Source organism: Polaromonas sp. AER18D-145, from assembly GCF_002379095.1.
Taxonomy (GTDB): domain Bacteria; phylum Pseudomonadota; class Gammaproteobacteria; order Burkholderiales; family Burkholderiaceae_C; genus Polaromonas.
The window spans coordinates 1-22,193 of record NZ_NBZV01000024.1 but is presented as its reverse complement, the minus strand read 5'-3'; the positions used below and the strand labels follow the sequence as shown (position 1 = coordinate 22,193).

Here is a 22,193-nt window from a genome sequence, read left to right as displayed (position 1 = left end):
TCAGTACACGCCGAAGCGCCCGGTCCACTTGCGCTCGTAGTCCTGCTTGGCGAAGTGTTCGGCGACGAAGTCGATGAAGGTGCGCACCTTGGCCGACAGGTGTTTGCGGCTGGGGTAGGCCAGGTTGATGGTCAGGCGCGGCAGGTCCCATTCGTCGAGCACCGGCACCAGGCGGCCGGCCACGATGTCGCTGTAGACGATGTAGCTGGGTTGCACCAGGATGCCCAGCCCGTCGAGGGCCGCGGTGCGCAGGATCTGGCCGTCGTTCGATTCCAGCAGGCCCTTGACCGTGACGGTGGTGGTTTCGTCGTCGCGGGTGAAGCGCAGCTCGTTCGGGTTGTTGGCGTAGGTGTAGATCAGCAGCTTGTGTTTGTGCAGGTCTTCCAGGGTTTTCGGAAAACCGTGCTGCGCAAAATAACGCGGCGACGCCGCCAGGATGCGCCGGGTCTCCGCCAGGCGGCGTATCGTGATGTTGGAGTCGGGCTCGATCTCGCGCGTGCGGATGGCCACGTCGATGTTGTTGTCGATGATGTCCAGGTAGCGGTTGGCGGCCTCGACGTGCACGGTCACATTGGGGTAACGCTGGGTGTATTCGCGCAGCAGCGGCGCCACGTGGTGCAGCGAAAACGACAGCGAGGCCGTGATGCGCAGCATGCCGGTCGGGTTCAGCGCCGTGGCGTTGACCGCCGACTCGGCGTCCTTCAGGTCGGACAGGATGGTTTTGGCGCGGCTGAAAAACTCCTGGCCGGTGTCGGTGAGGTAGAGCCGGCGCGTGTTGCGCTCCACCAGCCGGGCGCCCAGGCGCTCTTCCAGCGCCGACAGGTGCCGGCTCGCGGCCGCATTGGACAGGTCCAGCGCTTCGGCGGCGCGGCTCAGGCTGCCGGTTTCGGCCACCTGCACAAACAGTTCAATCTCCGTCCAGCGATCCAAGCCATGTCTCCTGCAGTTGCCGTCTTGGGTTTTTTTTGGGCCGCCTGCATTGTGGCCCAGCCTCACCAGCCTTTTTTCCACCGCGCGGAAAAGTCATTTGCACCAGCCCGCTTTTGTTCCGGGACGCCCCAGCCTACATTTAGCGCCAGAGAGTCCACGAAGGAAAGTATGCACGTCCACGCTCCCGTTTTTCGGCAAATCCGGCCATGCGCAACCTGAACCAGGACACCATCACCCAGGCGGTGCTCGCCCGTTTTGCGGGCACGCCCGATGCGCGCCTGAAGGAGCTCATGACCAGCCTGGTGCAGCACCTGCACGCCTTTGCGCGCGAGGTGAAGCTGACCGAAGCCGAGTGGCTCGCCGGCATCGAATTCCTGACGGCGACTGGCCAGAAGTGCGACGCCAAGCGCCAGGAGTTCATCCTGCTCAGCGACACGCTGGGCCTGTCCATGCTGACCGTCGCCATGAACAACGACAAGCCGCAGGGCTGCACCGAGGCCACGGTATTCGGTCCCTTTCATGTCGAGGGCGCACCGCATTTCGACAATGGCGCCGATGTGGCCAACGGCGCGGTGGGCGAGCCCTGCGTGGTGCGCGGCAGGGTGCTGGGCCTGGGCGGCGAGGCGGTGGCCGGCGCCGAAATCGAGGTCTGGCAGGCCGACGCCGCGGGCAACTACGACGTGCAGTACGCCGACCTGGACAAGTTCCAGGCGCGTGGCGTGCTCCGGGCCGGTGCCGACGGCAGTTTCAACTTCAGGACCATCGTGGCCGAGCCTTACCCGATTCCCGCCGACGGGCCGGTGGGCGACATGCTGCGCGCGACCAGGTGCCACCCCTGGCGGCCGGCGCACCTGCATTTCATGATCAAGGCCCCGGGTTATGAAACGCTGGTGACCCATGTGTTTCGCAATGGGGACCCTTACCTCGACTCCGATGCGGTGTTCGGCGTGCGCCAGTCGCTGGTGGCCGACTGGGTCAAGCAGCCCGACGGTGTGTACCGCCTTGATTTCGGTTTTGTCCTCAACCCGGCCTCATGACGTGATCTACATTTTTTCCCTGATCGACAAGCCCGACAGCGGCGCGCTGCGCCAGCGCATCCGGCCCGAACACAAGGCCTACCTGGCCGCCATGGCGGAGCGCATCGCCTTTGCCGGGCCGCTGGTCAGCGACGATGGCCAGACCATGCTGGGCAGCCTGCTGGCGATCGAGTTCGACGCGCGCGATGCGGCGCACGCCTGGCTCGCCGAAGAACCCTTTACCCGCGCGGGCCTGTATGCGAGCACCAGCATCCATGCCTTCGTGAACCTGTGGCCGCAGAAAGCCGGGTTCCCCGCATGATCAAACACATCGTCATGTGGAACATCCGCGGCGACACGCCCGAGGCCAAGGCGGCCGGCATCGCCAAGCTGCAGCGCAGTTTTGAAAGCCTGCGCGGGCAGATTCCAGGCCTCACGCACCTGGAAATCGGTGTGGATGCCAGCCAGGTTGATTACGCCTGCGATGTGGTGCTTTATTCGGAGTTCGACAGCCAGGCGGCGCTCGATGCCTATGCCCGCCACCCCGAACACCTGCGCGTGAAGGGCGAACTCGCCGATCTGCGCATCGCGCGCCACCAAGTCGACTATGAAGGTCCGCCCGGCCCCCGGCCGGGGGCCAGCCCACATCACCAGGAGACAGTCAATGAATGACAACAGGAACAGTGACATGGACAGCGAGCTGCTGATCCGGCAGATGGTCGAGCGCTGGGCCGTCTGGCGCGATGCCGGCGACTGGGATCGTTTTGCCACCGTGTGGCACCCCGAAGGCGTGATGATGGCGACCTGGTTCCAGGGACCGTTCGCGGACTTCATCCGCGTGACGAAAGAGGGCTGGGCCAAGGGGGTCAGCATCCTGCATTTTCTCGGCGGCTCGGCCGTGGAGGTCGCGGGCGAGCGGGCCATCGCGCAGACCAAGATGACGATTTCCCAGCGCGGCATGGTGGAGGGCGCGGACGGCCCGGTGCTCTGCGACGTGGTCTGCACCGGCCGCTTTTATGACTTCGTGGAAAAGCACGAAGGGCGGTGGAAACTGCTGCACCGCCAGCCGATTTACGAAAAAGACCGCATCGACCCGGTGGACGCCTCGGCCAGCCTGAAGCTTGATGCGCAGGCGTTGGCCGCTTTCCCGGAGGGCTACCGCCACCTGGCCTATATCCAGACGCGGATTGGCTACACCGTCAAGCTCGACATGCCCATGCTCAAGGGCCCGGTGGTCGACGAGCTGTACCGTCGCGGCGCACGCTGGCTGGCCGGCGGACCCCTGGAGCGCTGACATCGTGAAAACATCCATCTTCTCTTTCAGCGTGAGCGTGATTCCGGCGCCGCTGCGATTTGTGGCAGCAGCCTTGCTGCTTGCTGCCGCTTCCCTGCCGCTGGCGCACGCCCAGTCTGGCACTTACCCGACCAAGGTGGTCAAGGTGGTGGTGCCGCAGCCGCCGGGCGGCGGCTTCGACTTTGTCGGCCGCCTGCTGGCCGATCGCCTGGGCAAGCAGGTGGGGCAGAGCGTCGTAGTGGAAAACAAGCCGGGTTCGGGCACGCTGGTCGGCACCGACTTCGTGGCCAAGTCGGCACCCGACGGCTACACCCTGCTGGTCGGCTCGGTCTCCAACCTGGCGCTCAATCCCGGCCTGTACCCCAACCTGCCGTATGACAGCCTGAAGGACTTCGAGCCGCTCGGCCTGGCCGTGGCCTACAGCTACACGCTGATGGCACGCAAGGACTTGCCGCTGGCCTCGCTCCAGGATGTGGTGGCTTTTGCCCGGGCCCATCCGCGCCAGCTGACCTACGCCTCGGCCGGCAACGGCTCGGGCCAGCATGTGCTGGCTGCGGCGCTGTGGCATCTGGCTGGTGTGGAGATCACGCATGTGCCCTACCGCGGCGCTCAGGCGGCTTACCAGGACTTGCTGGGCGGGCGGGTGGACCTGTTTTTTGACCTGTCGCCCACGGCGCGTGTGCAGGTGGATGCCGGCACGGTCAGGGCGCTGGCCGTGTCGGGCGCCGCCCGCAATCCCATGCATCCGGCGGTGCCGACGCTCCACGAAACCGGCACGGCGGCGCTGGAGCTGGAGTCCTGGTTCGGCTACTTCGCGCCGGCGAAAACGCCGCCCGAGGTGCTGGCCCGCCTGCGCAGCGATCTGGCCAAAGTGATTGCCGCGCCTGACGTGACGGAGGCCTTCCGCAAGGCCGGCGGCAAACCCATGAGCCTGGACACGGCTGACACCCGCGCCCTGGTACAGCGTGATGTCGCGCGCTGGACCCGGCTGATCCGCGATGCCGGCATCAAAGCCGAGTGATCTTCTCCATTTTTGAACCATTGAAAGCGAACCCATGAAAATTGCCCCCGAGTGCCTCGACCAGTTGTTCCTCAAGGCACGCACCGCCAATGGATTTCTCGACAAGCCGGTGGCGCTGTCCCTGCTGCGCGAGGTCTACGACATTGCAAAGATGGGCGCCACCTCGATGAACACCCAGCCGACGCGGTATGTGTTCCTGATCTCGCCCGAGTCGCGCGCGCGCCTGCTGCCGGCCCTGTCGCCCGGCAACCTCGACAAGACAAGGGCGGCCCCGGTGACCGTGATCGTGGCCAACGACACCAGGTTCTATGAACACATGCCCCAGGTCTGGCACAAGCCGGGCGCGAAGGAAAACTTCGAGGGCAACAAGGCCCTCGCCGAAGGCACGGCCACGCGCAACGGCACGCTCGGCGGCGGCTACTTCATGATGGCGGCACGTGCCCTGGGCCTGGACTGCGGACCGATGAGCGGTGTGGACCTGGCAAAGGTCAATGCGGAGTTTTTTGCCGACGGTCGCCTGCAGGCCAACTTCCTGATCAACCTCGGCTACGGCGACGACAGCCAGCTGTTCGACCGCAATCCGCGGCTTTCCTTTGAGCAGGCATGCACGGTGCTGTAAACCAGCGTTGCCGCTGTCAGGTGGCCGGGCTGGCCGCCCGCCGGATGATGTCTGCGAAGTGTTTGATCGTGGGGGAGCGTGTGGCCCCTTTTTTCCAGAGCATGCCGGGTGTGCGTATCGGCGTCGGATCTTCCAGCGGCACCACGCGCAGGTCGGCCGAGGGTGTGACGGCCGTCTCCGCAATGATGCCGGCCAGCCCGGTCTGGCGGATCAGCTCGATCATCGGTGCGATGGAGTTGAGTTGCGCCGCCACCAGCGGCTCGGCGCCGGCTGCTTCGAAACAGTCGTCCAGCAGTTTGCGCGTCAGGAACTGGGACGGCAGCAGGACCATGCGCACATGATGCAGTTCGACCATGCGCACGCGCCGACGTGTCGCCAGCGGGTGCGAACTGGCCACCACCAGGCGCAGCTCCTCGTTGTAGAGCGGCTCGAACCACAGGTCGGTGCCCTCGGGGCGGTAGGACACGGCCAGGTCCAGGTGACCCGAGGCCAGGCGCCGGGCAATCATGTCGGCCGACAGTTCTTCGACCGTCACCTGGATGCCCGGGTAGTGGTGCAGAAAGGTGGACACGCACAGCGGCACCATGCGTGTGTTGAAGCTCGGCGTGGTGCCCAGGCGAATGCTGCCGGTCAGGGTTTCGGCATTGCTGCGCAGGGCCTGGACGGCGCGGTCGATTTGCCCCAGGGCCGGGGTCAGGTGGCTGCGCAGGATTTCGCCGGCCTCGGTCATCCGGACTTTTTTGCTGCTGCGGTCAAACAACACGACGCCGAGTTCGTCTTCGAGCTGCCGGATCTGGTGCGACAGCGTCGACTGGGTGACGTGCAGGCGCTCGGCGGCACGTGTGAAATTCAGGGTTTCGGCGACGGCATCGAAGTAGCGGACGTGGCGCAGTTCCATGAAAAAAGCTCCGTTTTTATCATTGATGGCATCGATGATAACGGTGGAAATTAATCACTTCCGGAGCGGGGCGTGAGGTCCTAGACTGACGCTGCTTTTCCAATGCCCAGCCCCAGGGTTAACGACTCAGGGTAAACGATTAAAGGAGACAAGACATGGCGCAACTTGAAGCACAGGACCTGGCGCAGGCCGTGGTGGACCGCATGGACGACTGCCAGGACGCGCGGTTCAAGCAGGTCATGACCTCCCTGGTGAAACACGCACACGCCTTCGTGCAGGACGTGCAGCTCACCCCCGACGAATGGATGACCGCCATCCAGTTCCTCACCGCCACCGGCAAGATGTGTGACGACAAGCGCCAGGAGTTCATCCTGCTGTCCGACACGCTGGGCATTTCCATGCTGGTGGTGGCGATCGAGCAGGCCAAGGGCGCCGCGGCGCACAAGGCACGCAGCGGCGTCGATGCACCGACCGAAGCGACGGTGCAGGGCCCGTTCTACTGGGAAGGCGCGCCCGAGCTGCCGCTGGGCGCCGACATCGGCGCAGGCAACCCGGGCGAGCCCTGTTATTACCACGGCCGCGTGACCGACCTGGCCGGCCAGCCCCTTGCCAACTGCGCGGTGGACGTGTGGTCGGGCGACGGCGATGGTTTTTACGACATGCAAAAGGGCGCGGACGCGGGCATGGCCCTGCGCGCGCGTTTTCACACCGATGCGGACGGCAACTATCGCTTCTGGTCCATCAAGCCTTCGTTTTATCCCGTGCCCGACGATGGCCCGGTGGGCGGCATGCTGCACCGCATGGGCCGCCACCCGAACCGGCCCGGCCACATGCACATGATGCTGACCGCGCCCGGCCACGAACGCCTGACCACACACATCTTCGTGTCCGACAGCCCCTACATCGACTCGGATGCCGTGTTCGGCGTGCGCAACAGCCTGATCGTGGACTTCGATGCACACCCGGCCGGCCAGGCACCCGACGGCCGCATCCTCGACAAACCTTTCCACAGCGCGAAGTACGACTTCCGGCTGGTGGCCAGCGCCTGAGCCCCGCGCACTTTTCTTGACTGGAGAAATGATTTGAAAATCGGCAAGGCCACCGTGCCCCGTTCTGCGATCTGCACCTCGAACGAAAACACCATCGTTGTTCGCGGCGCGGATCTCGCGCATGAACTGATCGGACAGATCAACTTCGGCGACTACTTCTTCCTGCTGGTGACCGGGCGCCGCGCCGACGCCGCCACCAGCGCCGTGCTCAACGCCACCCTGGTGGCCATCGCCGAACACGGCCTGGTGCCCAGCGTGCAGGCCGCGCGCATGACGCTGGCGGCCGCACCCGACGCGATGCAGGGCGCGGTGGCGGCCGGCATCCTGGGCTCGGGCTCGGTGATCCTGGGCGCCTCCGAAACGGCGGGCCGCCTGTATCTCGAGGTCGAGAAGGAAGCGGCCCGGCACAACGGCGACCTCCGGGCGGCGGCCCGTGTGGTGGTGGCCGACCTGCGCGCGCGCAAGCAGGCCATTGCCGGTTATGGCCACCCGGAGCACAAGGCGCGCGATCCGCGTGTGGGCAAGCTGTTCGAGGTGTCGGCCCGGGCCGGCGGCGGCCAGCGTTACGTCGAAATCGCCCAGGCCGTGGAAGCCGTGATTCCCGAGATCGTTGGCAAGGAGCTCAAGCTCAATGTCTCGGGCGCCATTCCCGCGGTGCTGCTGGGTGTGGGTTTCCCGGTCAATGCGCTCAAGGGTGTGCCCATGCTGGCGCGCACCGCGAGCCTGATCGCGCACCTGAACGAAGAGCTCAGCGACCCCATCGGTTTTGCGCTGTCCTACCAGGCCACGCGGGAGCTGGAATACACCGGCGAGATGCCGGCGGAGCGCCAGGCATGAGCAAGGTTCTCGCAGGCGTGCGTGTGGTCGAACACGGCACCTTCATCACGGGGCCGGCAGCGTCCATGCTGCTGGCCGACCTCGGTGCCGACGTGGTCAAGGTCGAGCTGCCGGGCACGGGTGATCCTTTCCGGGCGTTCAAGGACGGCCTGTACAGCCCGCATTTCCAGACCTACAACCGCAACAAGCGCAGCATCACGCTCAACACCAAGCAGGCCGGTGACCTGGCGCAGTTCGATGCGCTGGTCAAGGAAGCCGATGTCTACATCCAGAACTTCCGGCCCGGCGTGGCCGAGCAGATCGGCGTTGGCGAGGAGCGGCTGCGCAAGCTCAATCCGCGGCTGATCTATTGCTCCATCAGTGGTTTTGGTGCCACCGGGCCCTCATCACATCGACCGACCTATGACACCGTCGCCCAGGCCGTCAGCGGCTTCCTGGGCCTGCTGGTCAACCCGAAGGATCCGCGCGTGCTGGGCCCGGCCATGGCCGATTCCCTGACCGGCTTCTACGCGGCCTACGGCATTCTCGGGGCGCTGCATGAACGCCACGCCACCGGCGTGGGCCGCAAGGTGGAAGTCTCCATGTTCGAAGCCATGACGCACTTCAACCTCGACGCCTTCCAGCACCTGTTTTCCGCCAATGAAGTCATGGGCCCGTTCAGCCGGCCCAGCGTTTCGCAGTCGTATGTGATGAAGTGTTCGGACGACAAATGGATTGCCTTGCACATGTCCTCGCCGCCGAAGTTCTGGCAGGGCCTGGCCGCGGCAATGGAGAAGCCGGACATCTTTGATGACGCGCGTTTTGCCACGCGCGAGGCCCGCATTGCGCACCAGGAAGACATGATCGCCGTGCTGGGCCCGATCTTCGCCCAGCGCGACCGCGCGGAATGGTGCCGCCGCCTGGAAGCCGGGGACGTGCCGCATGCGCCCATGTACACCACGGCCGAGGTGCCCGACGATCCGCAGGCCAGGCATCTGCAGCTGTTTGTCGAAACCGAGCACCCGGTGGTCGGAACCTTTCGCACCGTGCGTTCGCCCGTCTCTTTCGATGGCGAACGCGCCCTCGAAGTCACCGCACCGCCCTTGCTGGGCGAGCACAACGCAGAACTTCGCGGCGGCTGGACCCCGCGCGCCGCGACAACACCCCAACCGGAAACCCGCGCATGACCTCTTCTTCCATCCCTTCCCTGCACCCGCGCCTGGCCCGGCGCACGCTGCTGGCTGCCGCCTGCACACTGGGCCTGGCCGCCCTGGGCCTGAGCCCGGCGGCCGTGCTGGCACAGGACTATCCGTCACGGCCCGTCAAGCTGATCGTGCCTTTCGGCCCGGGCACCACGACGGACATCATTTCCCGCGTCATTGGCGAAGCCCTGGCCAAACCCCTGGGGCAAGCGGTCATTGTTGAAAACCGCGCCGGCGCCGGCGGTGCCATCGGCTCCGACCTGGTGGCCAAGTCGCCGGCGGACGGCTACACCCTGGTGATGGGCACGGTGGGCACACACGCGATCAATGCCACGCTGTACAAAAAGCTGCCGTACGACCCGCTCAAGGATTTCGCACCCGTCGCCTTCGCCGGCTACACGCCGACGCTGCTGGTGGTGGCTGCCAACTCGCCGTTCAAGTCGGTGAAAGACCTCGCGGCCCAGGCGGCCAAGCCGGGCGGTGTGAGTTTTGCCTCGGCCGGCAACGGCACCTCGGGCCACCTGGCCGGCGAACTGCTCAAGGCCAGGCTGGGCGGCGAGATGGTGCATGTGCCCTACAAGGAAGGGGGCCTGGCGATGTCCGACGTGATGGGCGGGCAGGTGCAGTTCATGTTCTACCACCCGGCGGCCGTGCTGCCCCACATCAAGGCCGGCAAGCTGCGTGCGCTGGGGGCCTCCAGTGCGAAGCGCAGCGCCGCCGCGCCGGACGTGCCGGCTATCGCAGAGCAGGGTGCTGGCGACTTTGACCTGGTGGCCTGGTTCATGATCTACGCGCCCGCCGCCACCCCTGCGCCTGTCCTGGCCCGGCTGCGCGATGCCGCCGCCCAGGCCATGGCCAGCAGCGACGTTGTGGCCAAGCTTGGCGCGCAGGGTCTGGAGCTGCGCAGCATGAAGCCCGATGAGCTGGCCGCCTTCGGCCGGACGGAAATTTCAAAATGGTCTGAACTGGTCAAGCGCTCAGGCGCGCAGGTCGACTGAGTCCCGAGTTTTTCCGCGTCCTTACCTATAAATCAACAGGAGACAAACCATGAAACTTTTCAACCGATTTTTGTCCGCCGTTGCTGCGGCAGGAGCCGTCAGCATGCTGGCGATGCCTGCCGCCGCCCAGGCCCCCGCGCCCTTGCGCATCGGCAGCACGCTGGCGCTGACCGGACCGCTGGCCACCACCGCGCTGACACACAAGCTGGCAGGCGAAATCTATGTGGACCAGCTCAACGCCAGGGGCGGCCTGCTGGGGCGCAAGGTGGAATGGATTGTCAAGGACGACCAGTCCAAGCCGGAGCTGGCCCGCACCCTGTATGAGCAGCTCGTGACCTCGGACAAGGTGGACCTGCTGATGGGGCCTTACGCGACCGGGGCGATTCTCTCGGCCATGGGCGTGGCCCAGCGTTATAACAAGGTGCTGGTGCACCACACGTTCGGCATTCCGGCGCTGGCCAAATACGAGATGGCGTTTCCGGCCTGGTCGCTGGGGTCGGACCCCGGCACGACGGTGCCGAACTCGGTGTTCGACGCGCTGGCCGCATCGCCCAAGCCGCCCAAGACGGTCGCCTTCGTCACCAGCAAGTTTCCGTCCATCCACTTCATGTCGCTGGGCGCCCGGGAAGTTGCCAAGAAACGCGGCCTGCAGGAGGTGCTGTTTCTCGAATGGGACTTCGGCAACCGCGATTTCGGACCGATTGCCGCGCGTGTCAAGGACGCCAAGCCGGACCTCGTCTGGGTCGGCGACATCGGCCTGGAGGGCAACATGCTGCTCGACGCGATGAAAAAAATCGACTACGTGCCGCCGCTTCATTTCCATACCTATCCAGCGCCTGGCCCCATGACCAAGTCGCCCGATGGAAAAAACGCGCTGTCACTGACGATCTTCGAAGAGCACGCACCGTTCACCGCCAATCCCGTTGCGGCCGAATTTGTCAAACTGTTCAACGAACGCGCCACCAAGGCCAACCTGCCTGACACCTCGGTGGAGGTGCAGGCTGCGGCTTCGTACTCGGCCTGGCAGATCCTGGAAGCCGGCGTGCGCGGCGCCAACAGCTTTGACGACAAGGCGATTGGCGCCTGGCTGCGCAAGAACCGGGTGGAGACCATCCACGGCCGCCTGCGTTTTGACGGCCCCGGCAACTACGGCGACGACCTGATGAAGATCAAGCAGGTGCAAAACGGCAAGTGGGTCGTGGTGCATCCGGCGCAGTTCGCCCCTGGCGGCGTCAAGCTGCAAGTCAACTGACGCCGCGAGCCGCAGATGAGTTTTCCGAGTTTCAACCTGCTCGCCCAGTCCATCCTCTCGGGGATCTTCATCGGCGGCCTGTACGGCCTGATCGGGCTCGGGTTGGGCCTGACCTGGGGCCTGCTGCGCCAGATCAACCTGGCCCACTTCGGCCTGGTGTTCCTGGCCGCCTACATGAGTTACCACATGGCCACGGTGTGGCATGTGGACCCGCTGCTGACGCTGCTGATCCTGCCGCCGCTGTTTTTCCTGTTCGGCGTGGGCATGCAATGGGTGTTGTCGCGTTTTGCGATCTCGCCCTTCAATTCGCTGCTGGTTACCTTCGGCATCACGGTGGTGATGGAAAGCGTGATCCAGGCGATCTGGACGGCGGATTTCCGCCGTCTCGAGACACACTACAACGACCAGAAGTTCACCCTCGGCTCGCTCTACATTCCGGTGCCTGAGCTGGTGACGCTGGTGGTGGCGGTGAGCCTGTCGCTGCTGATCTGGGCGGCCATGCGCTATACCGACCTCGGCAAGGCACTGCGTGCCATGGCCGAGGACGGACCGATTGCCGCGGCCTTCGGCATCAACCAGAAAGGCATGTCGCTGATGCTGGCCGGGATCTGCGCCGCGCTGGCGGCCGTCGCCGGCATCTGCCTGGCCCTGACCTTCACGCTCACGCCCTCGCAGATTTTTGCCTGGGTCGGCGTGGTTTTTGCGGCGGTCATGCTCGGTGGCCTGGGCAGCGCGCTCGGGCCACTGGTGGCCGGCATCATCATCGGTGTCAGCGAGGCCATCACCATGGCGGTCGCCGCGCCTTCGTGGGCGCCCATCGTGAGCTTTTCGCTGCTGATCGTGATGCTGCTGTTTCGTCCCGGCAAGCTATGACCCCCACGCTCGCCACTTCGTGTGTTTCGCTGCCCCCACAGGGGGCTGAACTGCGCTTGGGGCGGCCCGGCGCTCCATTCGGATCCAAACAATGAACAAAACAGTCATCGGCATCCTGGCCGCGGGTGCCCTGCTGGCCAGCGTGCCCTGGCTCGGCGTGCCGGCCTTCTACGAGTCCTTTCTCTACCTGCTCTGCCACTGGATGATCCTGGCCTTGTCCTGGAACATCCTCTCGGGGTATTCGGGCTACTTCTCCTTCGGTCATGGTGCTTTTTTCGGCATCGGCATGTACACCTCCGCCGGGCTGGCGGCCAACCTGAACTGGCCGTTTCTCTGGACCCTGCCCGCGGCCGCGCTGCTGGCGGCCCTGCTGGGCATGGCGCTGGGCGCCGTGGTGTTCCGGGTCAAGTCCGTGCGCGGCGAGCTGTTTGCGCTGCTGACGCTGGCCATCACCTTCGTGGTGGGCACCATCGTGCTCAATACGCGCATTGACGGCGGCCCGGGCATTTACCTCAATTCGGTGGCAATCCCGGCGATCGGCCCGACGGCGTCGTCGTCGATCTACCTGATGGCCCTCATGGGTGCCGTCGCGACACTGCTGATCTCCTACCGCATCCAGGCGTCCCGGCTCGGCATGGGCCTGTTTGCGATTCATGACGACGAAGACGTGGCCGAGGTGATGGGCGTGCCGACCTTTCGCTACAAGCTGCTGGCGTTCGGCATCTCGTGTGCGCTGGCTGGCCTGGCCGGTGGCATCCACGCGTTGTTTGTGTCTTACGTGACGGCCGGCGAAACCTTCACCATCGTGGTGCCGCTGACGGTGGTGCTGATGAGTGTGCTGGGCGGCACGCGCCACTGGGCCGGACCGGCCGTCGGCGCCGTTGCGATCACCTGCCTGATGTACTTCTTCACGGCGGGCAACAACCCGATTGCCGGCAAGGCCGCCGTGGGCGTTATCCTGGTGCTGGTGATCCTGTTCATGCCGAACGGCATTCTGGGTTTCTTTCTCAAGCGTACGGCGGGCAAGCGGTCGGTTCCGCCGGCGCCTGCGGTGCTGGCCGCCGCTGCCCCCGAGGCCGCGGCGGCACCGGCCGCCTCCGGCAAGGTGCTGCTGGACGTGCAGAACCTGTCCAAGGCCTTCAAGGGCGTACAGGCCCTCGACGGCGTGAGCCTGCAGGTGCATGAAGGTGAAATTCTCGGCCTGCTCGGCCCCAACGGGTCCGGCAAATCGACCTTCATCAACGTGGTGAGCGGGCATTTCCCGGCGACCGGCGGACAGATGTTTTTTGAAGGCCGCCAGCTCGCCGGGCTGGAGGCCCACAGCATTGCGCAGGCCGGCATCGCGCGCACTTACCAGATCCCCCGGCCATTTGCCCATTTGACCGTGCTGCAAAACGTGGCCCTGGTGGCGATGTTTGGCGGCGCGGCGCTGAACCACGAGCAGGCCACGCAGGAAGCCTGGAAGTGGCTGGAATTCACCGGCCTGCAGGACAAGGCCGATGCCCTGCCCGATGACCTGAACCTGCACCAGCGCAAGTTTCTCGAGCTGACCCGGGCGCTGGCCTCGCGGCCCCGCCTGGTGCTGCTCGACGAGGTGCTCTCCGGCCTGACACCGGGCGAAATCAACGAGGCGATTGCGCTGATCCGCAAGATCAGGGACCGCGGCGCCACCATTGTGTTTGTCGAGCACGTCATGCGCGCGGTGATGGCGCTGGCCGACCGCGTCGCCGTGCTCAACTACGGCAAGCTCATCGCCGTCGGCCCGGCCCAGGAAGTGATGCAAAACAGCGAAGTGGTCAGCGCTTACCTGGGGACACCCCATGCTTGAAGTCAACAATATTTCTGTCAATTACGGCGCTGCACCGGCCCTGTGGGGCGTCTCGCTGGAAGTTCAGCCCGGCGAGTTGGTGTGTGTGGTCGGCCCCAACGGCGCGGGAAAAACCACGCTGATCAATGCCATTGCAGGCATGCACCGGGTACGTGAAGGCAGCCTGCGTTTCAACGGACGGGACATCACCGAGCTGGCCAGCCACCGGTTTTGCGAGGCCGGCATTGCCATCGTGCCAGAGGGCCGCAGGCTGTTCACCCAGATGACGGTGCTGGACAACCTGGAGCTGGGCAGTTTCATTGCATCGGCCAAGGCGCATCGCAAGGCCTCGCTGGAGCATGTGCTGTCGCTGTTTCCGGTGCTCAAGGTCAAGCTGGACAGCCCCGCGGGGTCGCTCTCGGGCGGCCAGCAGCAGATGGTGGCGATTGGCCGTGCCCTGATGGCGCGGCCGGGCTTGCTGCTGCTTGACGAGCCGTCCCTGGGCCTGGCGCCGCTGATCGTGATGGACATGTTCCGCATCATCCGCCAGATCAATGCGCAGGGCACCTCGGTGCTGCTGGTGGAGCAGAACGTGGCCATGGCCATGGAGCTGGCCAAACGCGCCTATGTGATGGAGGAGGGCCGCATCGTTGCACAGGGCGAGGCCAGCGAGCTGCTGACACGGCCGGAAATCCAGAAAGCCTACCTGGGCCTGGAAACGCACGAGTGAACTTGCAGACTCGCGGTCGGGCGGTGCTCCTGAAACAATAGCTGCTGGCGCCCGTCCCTCAAGGGTTGGTGGCCTATTTCGTGCATCAACACCGGTTCGCTGCCGAGCTGTCGGTGGTGCAGCCTGGCGGCGCCAGCACCCTTGCAGGCCTGATAATCGGCAGCTTTTGCCTGCAAACCCGTGACCTTTCCTCTCATCACTGACCCCTTCTTCTACGCCGTGGCGGTTCCCGCCGTGCTTTTGCTGGGGGTCAGCAAAAGCGGGTTCGGGGCGGGTTTCGGCTCGCTGGCCGTGCCCATGATGGCGCTGGCGGTGACCGTGCCGCAGGCGGCGGCCATCCTGATGCCGGTGCTGCTGCTGATGGACTTGCTCGGCATGGCGGCTTTCCGCAAGGACTTCGACCTCAAATTGCTGAAGTTCCTGGTGCCTTTCGGCCTGGTGGGCACGCTGGTCGGCGCCCTGTTGTTCAGCCTGCTCGACGGCAAGGTCGTGGCCAGCATCGTGGGTTTTTTCACCTTGCTGTTTCTGGCGCAGCGCCTGCTGTTCCCGCCCCGACCCGACAGCCCGCCGCCGCCGAAGTGGCTGGGGGCGCTGTTGACCGCGACCTCGGGTTTCACCAGTTTTGTGGCCCATGCCGGCGGCCCGCCCATCAGCGCCTATGTCATTCCCCTGCGCCTGAGCCCGCTCAAATTCACCGCCACCCTGGCGTTTTTCTTCTTTGTGATCAACCTCTCCAAGTGGATTCCCTATGCCTGGCTGGGGCTGCTCGACCTGCGCAACATGGCGACCTCGCTGGTCCTGCTGCCGCTGGCGCCTGTGGGCGTCTGGGCCGGCGTGCGCATGGCCAGGCGCATCAGCCAGGTGCTGTTTTACCGGGTGCTGTATGGCGGCATGTTCCTCACCGGCTGCAAGCTGCTCTGGGACGGTTTGCGCTGATACCCGGGCTCCACCGCCCTGCGGGTGGCGTGTGTCGCCGGTAAAAACTGCACACGCGGGATCTGGTGATTTTCTGTAAAAATCGCCAATATGAGAACAAAAGGTTACGTGTTACCGTTTGACACCGTTTGCGTGCCGCTTTGTTCTGCCCTCCGGTTTTCCAGAATGTTTTCATGACCACCGTCGTTTTTGCCGATCTCGTCGGCAGCACCAGCATGTTCGAGCGGTTGGGGGATGAAACCGCCTCGCGTTTTGTCACGCAGCTGGTCGGCGCCCTGAGCCAAGTCTTTGAGCAGCACAGCGGCCGGGTCGTCAAGCTGCTCGGCGACGGTCTGTTTGTCGTGTTTCCGCAGGAGGGCGACGCGCTGGCCGCCTGTGTCAGCATCCAGAAACGCTTCCTCGACAAACCCATCCGGCCCGGCGGCACTGGCGCGCCGGTGCAGATGCAGATGGGCATGGAGTCGGGCGAGGTGATCGAGATCGACGGCGACTGCTTTGGCGATACCGTCAATTCGGCGGCGCGGCTGGCCGACTTGGCTGGCGCCGCACAAATTCTCACCACGCAGAACGTCTGGGCGGCCCTGGGGCCTGTGCAGCGGGCCTCATTGCGCAGCTTGGGGCCCATGCACCTGCGCGGCAAGGCGGAAGCCAGCCTGGTGTACCGGGTGGAATGGCAAAGCGGCCGCGACGACGATGCCACCATGATGGGCCGCTCGATGGCTGCCGACGCCGGGCCGCTGGTGCTCGAGCTGGTGGCCGGCGCGCAGGCCGTGCAGGTCAACGCCGGCAGCGCCAGGATGTCCATCGGCCGGGGGGCCGGCGCGTCGCTGGCCCTGAACGATCCGCGGGTGTCCCGCATGCACGCCACGCTGGAGTGGCGCGGCGGGCAGTTCGTGCTCAGCGACGCGTCAAGTTATGGCACCTGGGTCTACTTTGGCAACCAGAACGAGGCGGTGGTGTTGCGCCGCACCGAGTGTTATCTGGTCGGCAGCGGACAGATCAGCGCCGGGTGCGAACGCAAGGAAGGCAGCCCGCTGATCAACTTTTCCATCAGCAGCTGACCGGCCGCCGATAGAATTGCTGTTTCCAAACGTATCCAACTGGTCATCCCCCCTTTACCCCATGAGCCTCAACAAGCTGGGACGCTACGACATCATTCGCGTGCTGGGCAGGGGCGCGATGGGGCTGGTCTACGAGGCGCGCGACCCCAATCTGGACCGCCGCGTGGCGATCAAGACCATCAAGGTGGAAAACCTGTCCGAAGAGGCCGCTGCAGATTACGAAGCGCGTTTTCGCACCGAGGCGCATTCGGCCGCCCGCCTGCAGCACCCCAATATCGTCAGTGTGTATGACTCGGACCGCCATGGCGACATGGCCTTTCTGGTCATGGAGTTCATCCAGGGCGAAGACCTCAAACACCACCTGGACGGGGGCCGGCGTTATTCGCTGGAGGACACGCTGCGCATGGTCCGGGACCTGTTGTCTGCGCTGGACTATGCACACCGGCAGAGCATCGTGCACCGCGACATCAAGCCGGCCAACCTGCTGATCGAGGCTGATGGCCGGGTCAAACTCACTGATTTCGGTGTGGCCCGCATCCAGGATTCCGGCGAAGCCACACGCACCCAGGGAACCATCGTGGGTACCCTCAAATACATGTCGCCCGAGCAGGTGCAGGGCCTGCCAATCGATGCGCGGGCCGACCTGTTTGCGGCCGGGGTGGTGCTGTACCAGCTGCTCACGGGCAAGCGGCCCTTCGACGGCGACACCGACTTTGCGATCATCCAGCAGATCGTGGGCCACACCCCGGCCGCGCCCAGCAGTTTCAACACGCTTTTGCCGGCCGCCATCGACGCGGTGGTGGCGCGGGCACTGGCCAAAAAACGCGACCAGCGTTTCGCGACCGCGCAGGAATTTTCGGCTGCGCTGCAGGAAGCCAGCGGCCATGCATCGGACCCGACCATTGTGCCGCCCGTGAGCCCGTCCTGCGCGCGCGCGGGCACGGCCACCGACACCGGCCGCTCACGCGCGGGCGGCTCCACCGTCAAGCTCAGCACGACCGGCACCGACACCGGCTCGACCGTGACGCAGGAGCTTGAGCTGGTCTACTGGAAGGACATCAAGGACTCCGAGGACCTGGAAGACCTGAAAGGGTTTCTCGACAGGTTTCCCTCTGGCATTTACGCCGATCTCGCGCGCCGGCGCCTGCGCAAGCTGGGCGACACGGTGGAGGCTGATGGCTCTGGAGCCGGTATCGAATCCACCGCCACGGAGGCTTTTACCGAAGAGGCCAGCGAATGGACCCGGCTGCAGGCTTCCCATACCCGTTTGGCCCCGATCCCGGCCTCGAACCCCCCGCTTGATCCTCCTGCGGGTATGCCGGCCACGCCCGACGCCCACGACGCCGAAGTGACCCAGGTGGGGTTGGCGACGGTGCCGCTTCACAACCCGGTGCCGGACAAGGCGCTGGCAGCCGCGCCTGTGCCATCAGTGGCTAACCCGACCCCGGCCCGGGACGAGGCCCAAGCCTCCGCGCCCGTCGCGCCGGCCGCATCCGGCGCGCCGCCAGCGGGGCGCTCCAAAATGCCGCTGGTCGTGCTGGCCGGCGTGGCGGTGCTGGTGCTGGCCGGCGTCGGGTTCAAGGGCTTCTCCGGGGAACCGGCGCCGGTGGTTGCGGCGCCCGCCGGCGCAGCGCCTGTCAGCCCGGTTGCGCGATTTCCGGAGCTTTCACCTTCCGCCAAGGCGGGCGCAGAGCCTGCCGCCGTCAATCCATCAGCCAAACGCGCCACCCCGGTGCGCACGGACAAGCCGGCGCCATCCAGGCCGGCCGCGGCGGACGGCGGGACGGGCGCTGCTGTGGCAGCCGCCGCGCCGGCACCTGCGGCTGCCACAGCGCGGTCGTCCAGTCCGGCGCAAGCCTGTGAAGGCCGTGTGTTGCTTGGTTACCAGATCTGCATGAACGAACAATGCGCCAAACCTGCCTACAGCAGGCATCCGGTCTGCGTCGAACGGCGCACGATGGAAAAGCTGCGCCGGGAGGCGCAGGACCAGCGCAATTGAGGCGTTTTGAAGAGGCCGCCCGCCAGCCCGCATCGCCGCGCCCCTCTTTTTGCTATAAAAACCGGAGCTATCTGCGCCCATTTATCAAGGGAGGAAGAGGGATTTGACTGAAATCACGGGGAAGCACGCCGGGCACGGCGGCAGCGCGGGCGGGAAGGGGGACCGGCCCATGGCACCCGGACGTCCCGTCCCCGGTTTGGCCGATGTGTTGCGAGCCGTTACCATAGTGTCAAAATTCCGGGAGATTCGCATGCCTGTGGTTGTGATTGCCAATCCGAAGGGCGGCGTCGGTAAAACGACGCTGTCGACCAATGTTGCGGGTTATTTCGCCAGCCAGGGCCATGCGGTCATGCTCGGCGATGCAGACCGCCAGCAGTCGTCCCGCCTCTGGCTGGGCTTGCGGCCGCCCGCAGCCCGGCCGATCTCGACCTGGGATGTCAGCGCCGACCTGATTGTCAAACCGCCCAAAGGCACGAGCCACGTGGTGCTCGACACGCCCGCCGGCCTGCACGGCTGGCGCTTCAACGATGTCCTCAAGCTGGCCGACAAGGTGATCGTGCCGCTTCAGCCCAGCGTGTTTGATATTTTTGCCACGCGCAGCTTTCTGGACCAGCTCGCCGAACACCGCCACGCCGGCAAGATGCAGGTCGGCATCGTCGGCATGCGCGTCGATGCCCGCACCATCGCGGCTGACAAGCTGCGTGCTTTTGTCGAGGGCCTGGGTTTGCCGGTGCTCGGTTATGTGCGTGATACCCAGAACTACATTCATCTGGCAGCCCGTGGCCTGACCGTGTTCGACGTCGCCCCGGGCCGGGTGGAAAAAGACCTGCAGCAGTGGCAGGGCATCTGTCACTGGCTGGACCAGTGACAGCGGCGCTTCCGGGGCCGGCCGTGTCGCTGGCTGGACAGGCCGCCATCGGTGCGGACGTTAAAGTCCGGGCATGAAAACCTTCCAGACCCTCTCCGAACTCGCGGCCTGTGTCGGCCAGGAAGTCGCTGTCAGCGACTGGCTGACCATCACCCAGGAGCAGGTCAACCTGTTTGCCGAAGCTACCGGCGATCATCAGTGGATCCATGTGGACCCGGAAAAAGCCAGGGCGGGCCCGTTCGGCGGGCCGATTGCGCACGGCTTCCTGACCCTGTCGCTGCTGCCCAAATTTTTTGAATCGTCCCTGGAGATCGTTCAATCCCGCATGGGGGTAAATTACGGGCTCAACCGGGTGCGTTTCACGGCGCCGGTGCCTGTTGGCAGCCGCTTGCGCGCCCGCCTGAAGCTGCTGGCCTGCGAGCCGATTGACAACGAGGGGCAGCAGATGACCTGGGAAGTGACGGTCGAGCGGGAAGGTGCGACCAGGCCGGTGTGTGTGGCCGAGTCCCTGGTGCGGCGCTACCCGTGACGGGCCCACAGGCCCGAACCGCCTGATCCACGAAAAAAGCCCGCTGCAGTCATGCAGCGGGCTTTTTTTCGGGAGCTGCAGGGTCCTCCCAGGTGGCAGGCTTACATGTAGCCGATTTCGCCCTGCGGGATTTCCCCGTTGCGCAATGCCGCGATGGCTTTGGCACGCACGGCGCTGCGCTCCAGACCGGAGTTGGTCACGCCGACAAAGCCGGTGCCGCCATTGCTGATCTTCACCGGGGTGAGCGCTTCAGCCCGGACTTCGGCAACGGAACGGGTGGAGTTGAACTGGACGGCAAATTGCGAGCCGTCAGCCTCGTCGGCATGGGCGCCGAAAGCGGCCAGGGTGGAAAAAGCGGCGACAGCAAACAGTTGGGTGGTTTTCATGATGAATCCTTTCAGGGTTGGTACAGAGTTCCGGCCAGGGTGGGCTTCATCATTCCCATCTTGTCCAGTCTCGGTGAGTCGGTTTGTGCTCATCGATGGGTTGAACTTTACGCCTGCTTCGATCAATTTAAAACTACATAGTCATCAATTAACCATTTCAGTAATTGAAACAATAAAGTATTCGACATACAATCTGTTGCACTATGGATCGTTTCAGTTCAATGAAGGTGTTCCAGCGTGTGATCGACGAGGGCGGCTTCGCGTCGGCGGCGCGCTCCCTCGACATGTCGCCCGCTGGCGTCACGCGCATGGTGGCGGCCCTGGAAGAACACCTGGGCGTACGCCTGCTGCAGCGCACGACACGCAAGCTGGCGCTCACTGACGCAGGCGAGGCTTACCTGCTGCGGGTTCGCAGCATCCTGCACGAGGTGGAGGACGCCGAGTCGGCGGCGGCTGAACACACGCGCGAATTGCAGGGCACGCTTCATGTGCTGGCGACGCCGGTACTGGCCTCGTATTTCCTGTCACCGCGCATTGCCACCTGGCATGCGCGTCACCCCGGGGTGCTGCTGGACCTGCAGATCGACCCCTTTCCCCAGCCGCGCATCGAGGAGTTTGACGTGACCTTCCTGGTGGTGGACGAGGGTTTTGACGGTGACATCGTGGCCCGGCCGCTGGCCACGACCGACTGGATCGCCTGCGCGTCGCCCGACTATCTGCTGCGCGCCAGCACACCGGATTCGCCGGAACAGTTGCGTGGCCACACTTACCTGAAATTCCAGTGGCCGCAGAACTCCGGTCACTATGGCCGGCAAACGCGCCTGCAACCGGTTGGGGGCGGCGACGCCGTCGAGGTGGACCTCAGGCCTGCACTGCAAACCACAAGCTTTGACGTGTTGCTGCGCGCGGCACTCGATGGCGCCGGCATCACCTTCCTGTCGCGCTTGCTGGTGGCCTCGCACCTCGAACGCGGTTCGCTGGTGCACCTTTTGCCGGACTGGGTGTTTGGGCGCTTCACGATTTATGCGGCGCTGCCCACGCGCAAGTTCATGCCGTCGCGGACCCGGGCCTTCCTGGATTTTCTGGCCGAGTTTGGTCTGCGGGACGAAACCGGTCGTCCTAGATCGGGGTGAGTTGGGCAGCAGGCAGCCAGCCACTGAAAATGCCCAGCAGGGCGTTGATGCGCCTGGCGGCTTCAGCCTGGTCGCGTGCGCGCGAGATGCACTGGTACAGGTCACTGCGCAACAGCCAGAGATCGGCCGGAGTATGGGCCGTGTTGATCCTGAAAATGATGCGCTGCGCGTCAACGCTCTTGCAGTCATGCAGGATTTGGTGCATCTGATGCCGGATCTGCTCAAGCGGCATCCGCTCCGTCGTGTCGGGCGCGGCAGGAGGTGGCCGCATCGCGGCAAAAATGGAGGTGAGAGCCATGGGGACCTGTGGATTCCTGAGGTCGGATAAACCGCAGGGGGAGGGCGAGGGAAACGCTGACGAACCGGATTGCGGCCATCGAGCGTAAGCGTGCTAACGAATTCTAGGGGATTACCCTGTGATTGAGTAGGTCGGCCGCCCTAACTAACCCGTTGTGACATTTGCCGCAACGCACGGTCAGCAAGGCGCCGGGCGCGACTTGCGGCGGTTTCCGGAACAAAAAAACCGCCCGGAGGAAGCCCCCCGTGCGGTTCTGGATGGGCCTGGCCGAAACCCGGCCAGCGTGCAGCTATTACAGGTAAGTGGCTTCGCCGCGCGGGATCTGGCCTAGGCGGACAGCGTCGGCCGCTTGTGCCCGCACGGTGGCGCGGTCGGTCGAGGACTGCGCGGTGGCCGCCACGCGCGAGCCGGCAGGCTCCTGGCTGTGGGTTTTCACTTTGGCGGCGGCTTCGGCCTGGACTTCGGCCACGGAGCGGGT

24 protein-coding genes and 1 pseudogene are annotated in these 22,193 nt (G+C 65.1%); 20 read left to right on the top strand and 5 right to left on the bottom strand.

Annotated features, from left to right (window positions below):
- The gene (locus B7G52_RS13065) at positions 1 to 930 is read right to left on the bottom strand and encodes a LysR family transcriptional regulator (protein WP_096698054.1); all 930 of its coding nucleotides are present in this window, start codon (positions 928 to 930) and stop codon (positions 1 to 3) included.
- Between the two features lie 206 nt (positions 931 to 1,136).
- Here B7G52_RS13065 and B7G52_RS13060 point away from each other — a divergent pair, with 206 nt between their 5' ends.
- From B7G52_RS13060 to B7G52_RS13035, 6 genes are read left to right on the top strand one after another with little or no spacing between them, the layout of a single operon-like run.
- Positions 1,137 to 1,967, top strand: coding sequence for an intradiol ring-cleavage dioxygenase (locus B7G52_RS13060; protein WP_096698010.1), 831 nt, complete (start codon positions 1,137 to 1,139; stop codon positions 1,965 to 1,967).
- Position 1,968: 1 nt separating this feature from the next.
- Positions 1,969 to 2,268, top strand: a complete 300-nt coding sequence (locus tag B7G52_RS13055; RefSeq protein WP_096698009.1) for a YciI family protein — start codon at positions 1,969 to 1,971, stop codon at positions 2,266 to 2,268.
- Positions 2,265 to 2,618 (top strand): Dabb family protein, encoded by a 354-nt coding sequence (locus B7G52_RS13050; RefSeq protein WP_096698008.1) that lies wholly within the window; start codon positions 2,265 to 2,267, stop codon positions 2,616 to 2,618. Before B7G52_RS13055 ends, B7G52_RS13050 begins: the two co-directional genes overlap by 4 nt.
- Positions 2,611 to 3,240 (top strand): nuclear transport factor 2 family protein, encoded by a 630-nt coding sequence (locus B7G52_RS13045; RefSeq protein WP_096698007.1) that lies wholly within the window; start codon positions 2,611 to 2,613, stop codon positions 3,238 to 3,240. Before B7G52_RS13050 ends, B7G52_RS13045 begins: the two co-directional genes overlap by 8 nt.
- A 4-nt stretch (positions 3,241 to 3,244) precedes the next feature.
- Complete coding sequence (locus B7G52_RS13040) at positions 3,245 to 4,261, top strand: tripartite tricarboxylate transporter substrate binding protein (protein ID WP_170954766.1); 1,017 nt, start codon at positions 3,245 to 3,247, stop codon at positions 4,259 to 4,261.
- Between the two features lie 34 nt (positions 4,262 to 4,295).
- A complete protein-coding gene (locus tag B7G52_RS13035; RefSeq protein ID WP_096698005.1) occupies positions 4,296 to 4,880 on the top strand; it encodes a malonic semialdehyde reductase in 585 nt (194 codons plus the stop codon).
- A 16-nt stretch (positions 4,881 to 4,896) separates the two neighbouring features.
- Here the strand turns inward: B7G52_RS13035 and B7G52_RS13030 are convergent, their stop codons facing one another.
- Positions 4,897 to 5,778, bottom strand: a complete 882-nt coding sequence (locus B7G52_RS13030) for a LysR substrate-binding domain-containing protein (RefSeq protein ID WP_096698004.1) — start codon at positions 5,776 to 5,778, stop codon at positions 4,897 to 4,899.
- Positions 5,779 to 5,933: 155 nt separating this feature from the next.
- Here B7G52_RS13030 and B7G52_RS13025 point away from each other — a divergent pair, with 155 nt between their 5' ends.
- The 13 genes from B7G52_RS13025 to B7G52_RS12965 all read left to right on the top strand — a co-directional run bounded on the left by B7G52_RS13025 (position 5,934) and on the right by B7G52_RS12965 (position 19,898).
- The gene (locus tag B7G52_RS13025; RefSeq protein WP_096698003.1) at positions 5,934 to 6,827 is read left to right on the top strand and encodes a dioxygenase; all 894 of its coding nucleotides are present in this window, start codon (positions 5,934 to 5,936) and stop codon (positions 6,825 to 6,827) included.
- Between the two features lie 33 nt (positions 6,828 to 6,860).
- Entirely contained in the window at positions 6,861 to 7,664 is an 804-nt protein-coding gene (locus B7G52_RS13020; protein ID WP_096698002.1) for a citryl-CoA lyase, read from the top strand.
- Positions 7,661 to 8,830, top strand: coding sequence for a CaiB/BaiF CoA-transferase family protein (locus B7G52_RS13015; RefSeq protein ID WP_096698001.1), 1,170 nt, complete (start codon positions 7,661 to 7,663; stop codon positions 8,828 to 8,830). Before B7G52_RS13020 ends, B7G52_RS13015 begins: the two co-directional genes overlap by 4 nt.
- Complete coding sequence (locus tag B7G52_RS13010; RefSeq protein WP_096698000.1) at positions 8,827 to 9,843, top strand: tripartite tricarboxylate transporter substrate binding protein; 1,017 nt, start codon at positions 8,827 to 8,829, stop codon at positions 9,841 to 9,843. The genes B7G52_RS13015 and B7G52_RS13010 overlap by 4 nt, the downstream gene beginning before the upstream one ends.
- 49 nt (positions 9,844 to 9,892) lie before the next feature.
- Positions 9,893 to 11,095 carry an amino acid ABC transporter substrate-binding protein gene (locus B7G52_RS13005; protein ID WP_096697999.1) on the top strand — a complete coding sequence of 401 codons (1,203 nt, stop codon included), beginning with the start codon at positions 9,893 to 9,895 and terminating at the stop codon, positions 11,093 to 11,095.
- Positions 11,096 to 11,110: 15 nt separating this feature from the next.
- Positions 11,111 to 11,968, top strand: a complete 858-nt coding sequence (locus B7G52_RS13000) for a branched-chain amino acid ABC transporter permease (RefSeq protein WP_096697998.1) — start codon at positions 11,111 to 11,113, stop codon at positions 11,966 to 11,968.
- A gap of 91 nt (positions 11,969 to 12,059) precedes the next feature.
- Positions 12,060 to 13,796: a branched-chain amino acid ABC transporter ATP-binding protein/permease gene (locus B7G52_RS12995; RefSeq protein ID WP_096697997.1), complete on the top strand. Its 1,737-nt coding sequence runs from the start codon at positions 12,060 to 12,062 to the stop codon at positions 13,794 to 13,796.
- Positions 13,789 to 14,505 (top strand): ABC transporter ATP-binding protein, encoded by a 717-nt coding sequence (locus B7G52_RS12990; protein ID WP_096697996.1) that lies wholly within the window; start codon positions 13,789 to 13,791, stop codon positions 14,503 to 14,505. Before B7G52_RS12995 ends, B7G52_RS12990 begins: the two co-directional genes overlap by 8 nt.
- A 180-nt stretch (positions 14,506 to 14,685) precedes the next feature.
- A complete protein-coding gene (locus tag B7G52_RS12985; protein ID WP_096697995.1) occupies positions 14,686 to 15,441 on the top strand; it encodes a sulfite exporter TauE/SafE family protein in 756 nt (251 codons plus the stop codon).
- A gap of 173 nt (positions 15,442 to 15,614) precedes the next feature.
- A complete protein-coding gene (locus B7G52_RS12980; RefSeq protein ID WP_096698053.1) occupies positions 15,615 to 16,502 on the top strand; it encodes an adenylate/guanylate cyclase domain-containing protein in 888 nt (295 codons plus the stop codon).
- A gap of 61 nt (positions 16,503 to 16,563) precedes the next feature.
- The gene (locus B7G52_RS24385) at positions 16,564 to 18,501 is read left to right on the top strand and encodes a serine/threonine-protein kinase (RefSeq protein WP_096697994.1); all 1,938 of its coding nucleotides are present in this window, start codon (positions 16,564 to 16,566) and stop codon (positions 18,499 to 18,501) included.
- 250 nt (positions 18,502 to 18,751) lie between these two features.
- Positions 18,752 to 19,369 (top strand): ParA family protein, encoded by a 618-nt coding sequence (locus tag B7G52_RS12970; RefSeq protein WP_096697993.1) that lies wholly within the window; start codon positions 18,752 to 18,754, stop codon positions 19,367 to 19,369.
- A 73-nt stretch (positions 19,370 to 19,442) separates the two neighbouring features.
- Entirely contained in the window at positions 19,443 to 19,898 is a 456-nt protein-coding gene (locus B7G52_RS12965) for a MaoC family dehydratase (RefSeq protein WP_096666684.1), read from the top strand.
- Positions 19,899 to 19,999: 101 nt separating this feature from the next.
- On the opposite strand, the gene B7G52_RS12960 is transcribed toward B7G52_RS12965, so the two are convergent.
- Positions 20,000 to 20,284 carry a DUF4148 domain-containing protein gene (locus tag B7G52_RS12960; RefSeq protein WP_240523445.1) on the bottom strand — a complete coding sequence of 95 codons (285 nt, stop codon included), beginning with the start codon at positions 20,282 to 20,284 and terminating at the stop codon, positions 20,000 to 20,002.
- A gap of 203 nt (positions 20,285 to 20,487) precedes the next feature.
- Between B7G52_RS12960 and B7G52_RS12955 the strand changes: the two genes are divergently transcribed.
- On the top strand, positions 20,488 to 21,417 hold the full coding sequence (locus B7G52_RS12955; RefSeq protein ID WP_096697992.1) for a LysR family transcriptional regulator: 930 nt from the start codon (positions 20,488 to 20,490) through the stop codon (positions 21,415 to 21,417).
- Here B7G52_RS12955 and B7G52_RS12950 read toward each other — a convergent pair.
- Positions 21,404 to 21,715, bottom strand: coding sequence for a hypothetical protein (locus B7G52_RS12950; RefSeq protein ID WP_096697991.1), 312 nt, complete (start codon positions 21,713 to 21,715; stop codon positions 21,404 to 21,406). The two genes, B7G52_RS12955 and B7G52_RS12950, sit on opposite strands and share 14 nt — an antisense overlap.
- A 292-nt stretch (positions 21,716 to 22,007) precedes the next feature.
- A pseudogene (locus B7G52_RS12945) lies at positions 22,008 to 22,193 on the bottom strand (DUF4148 domain-containing protein); the annotation flags it as partial.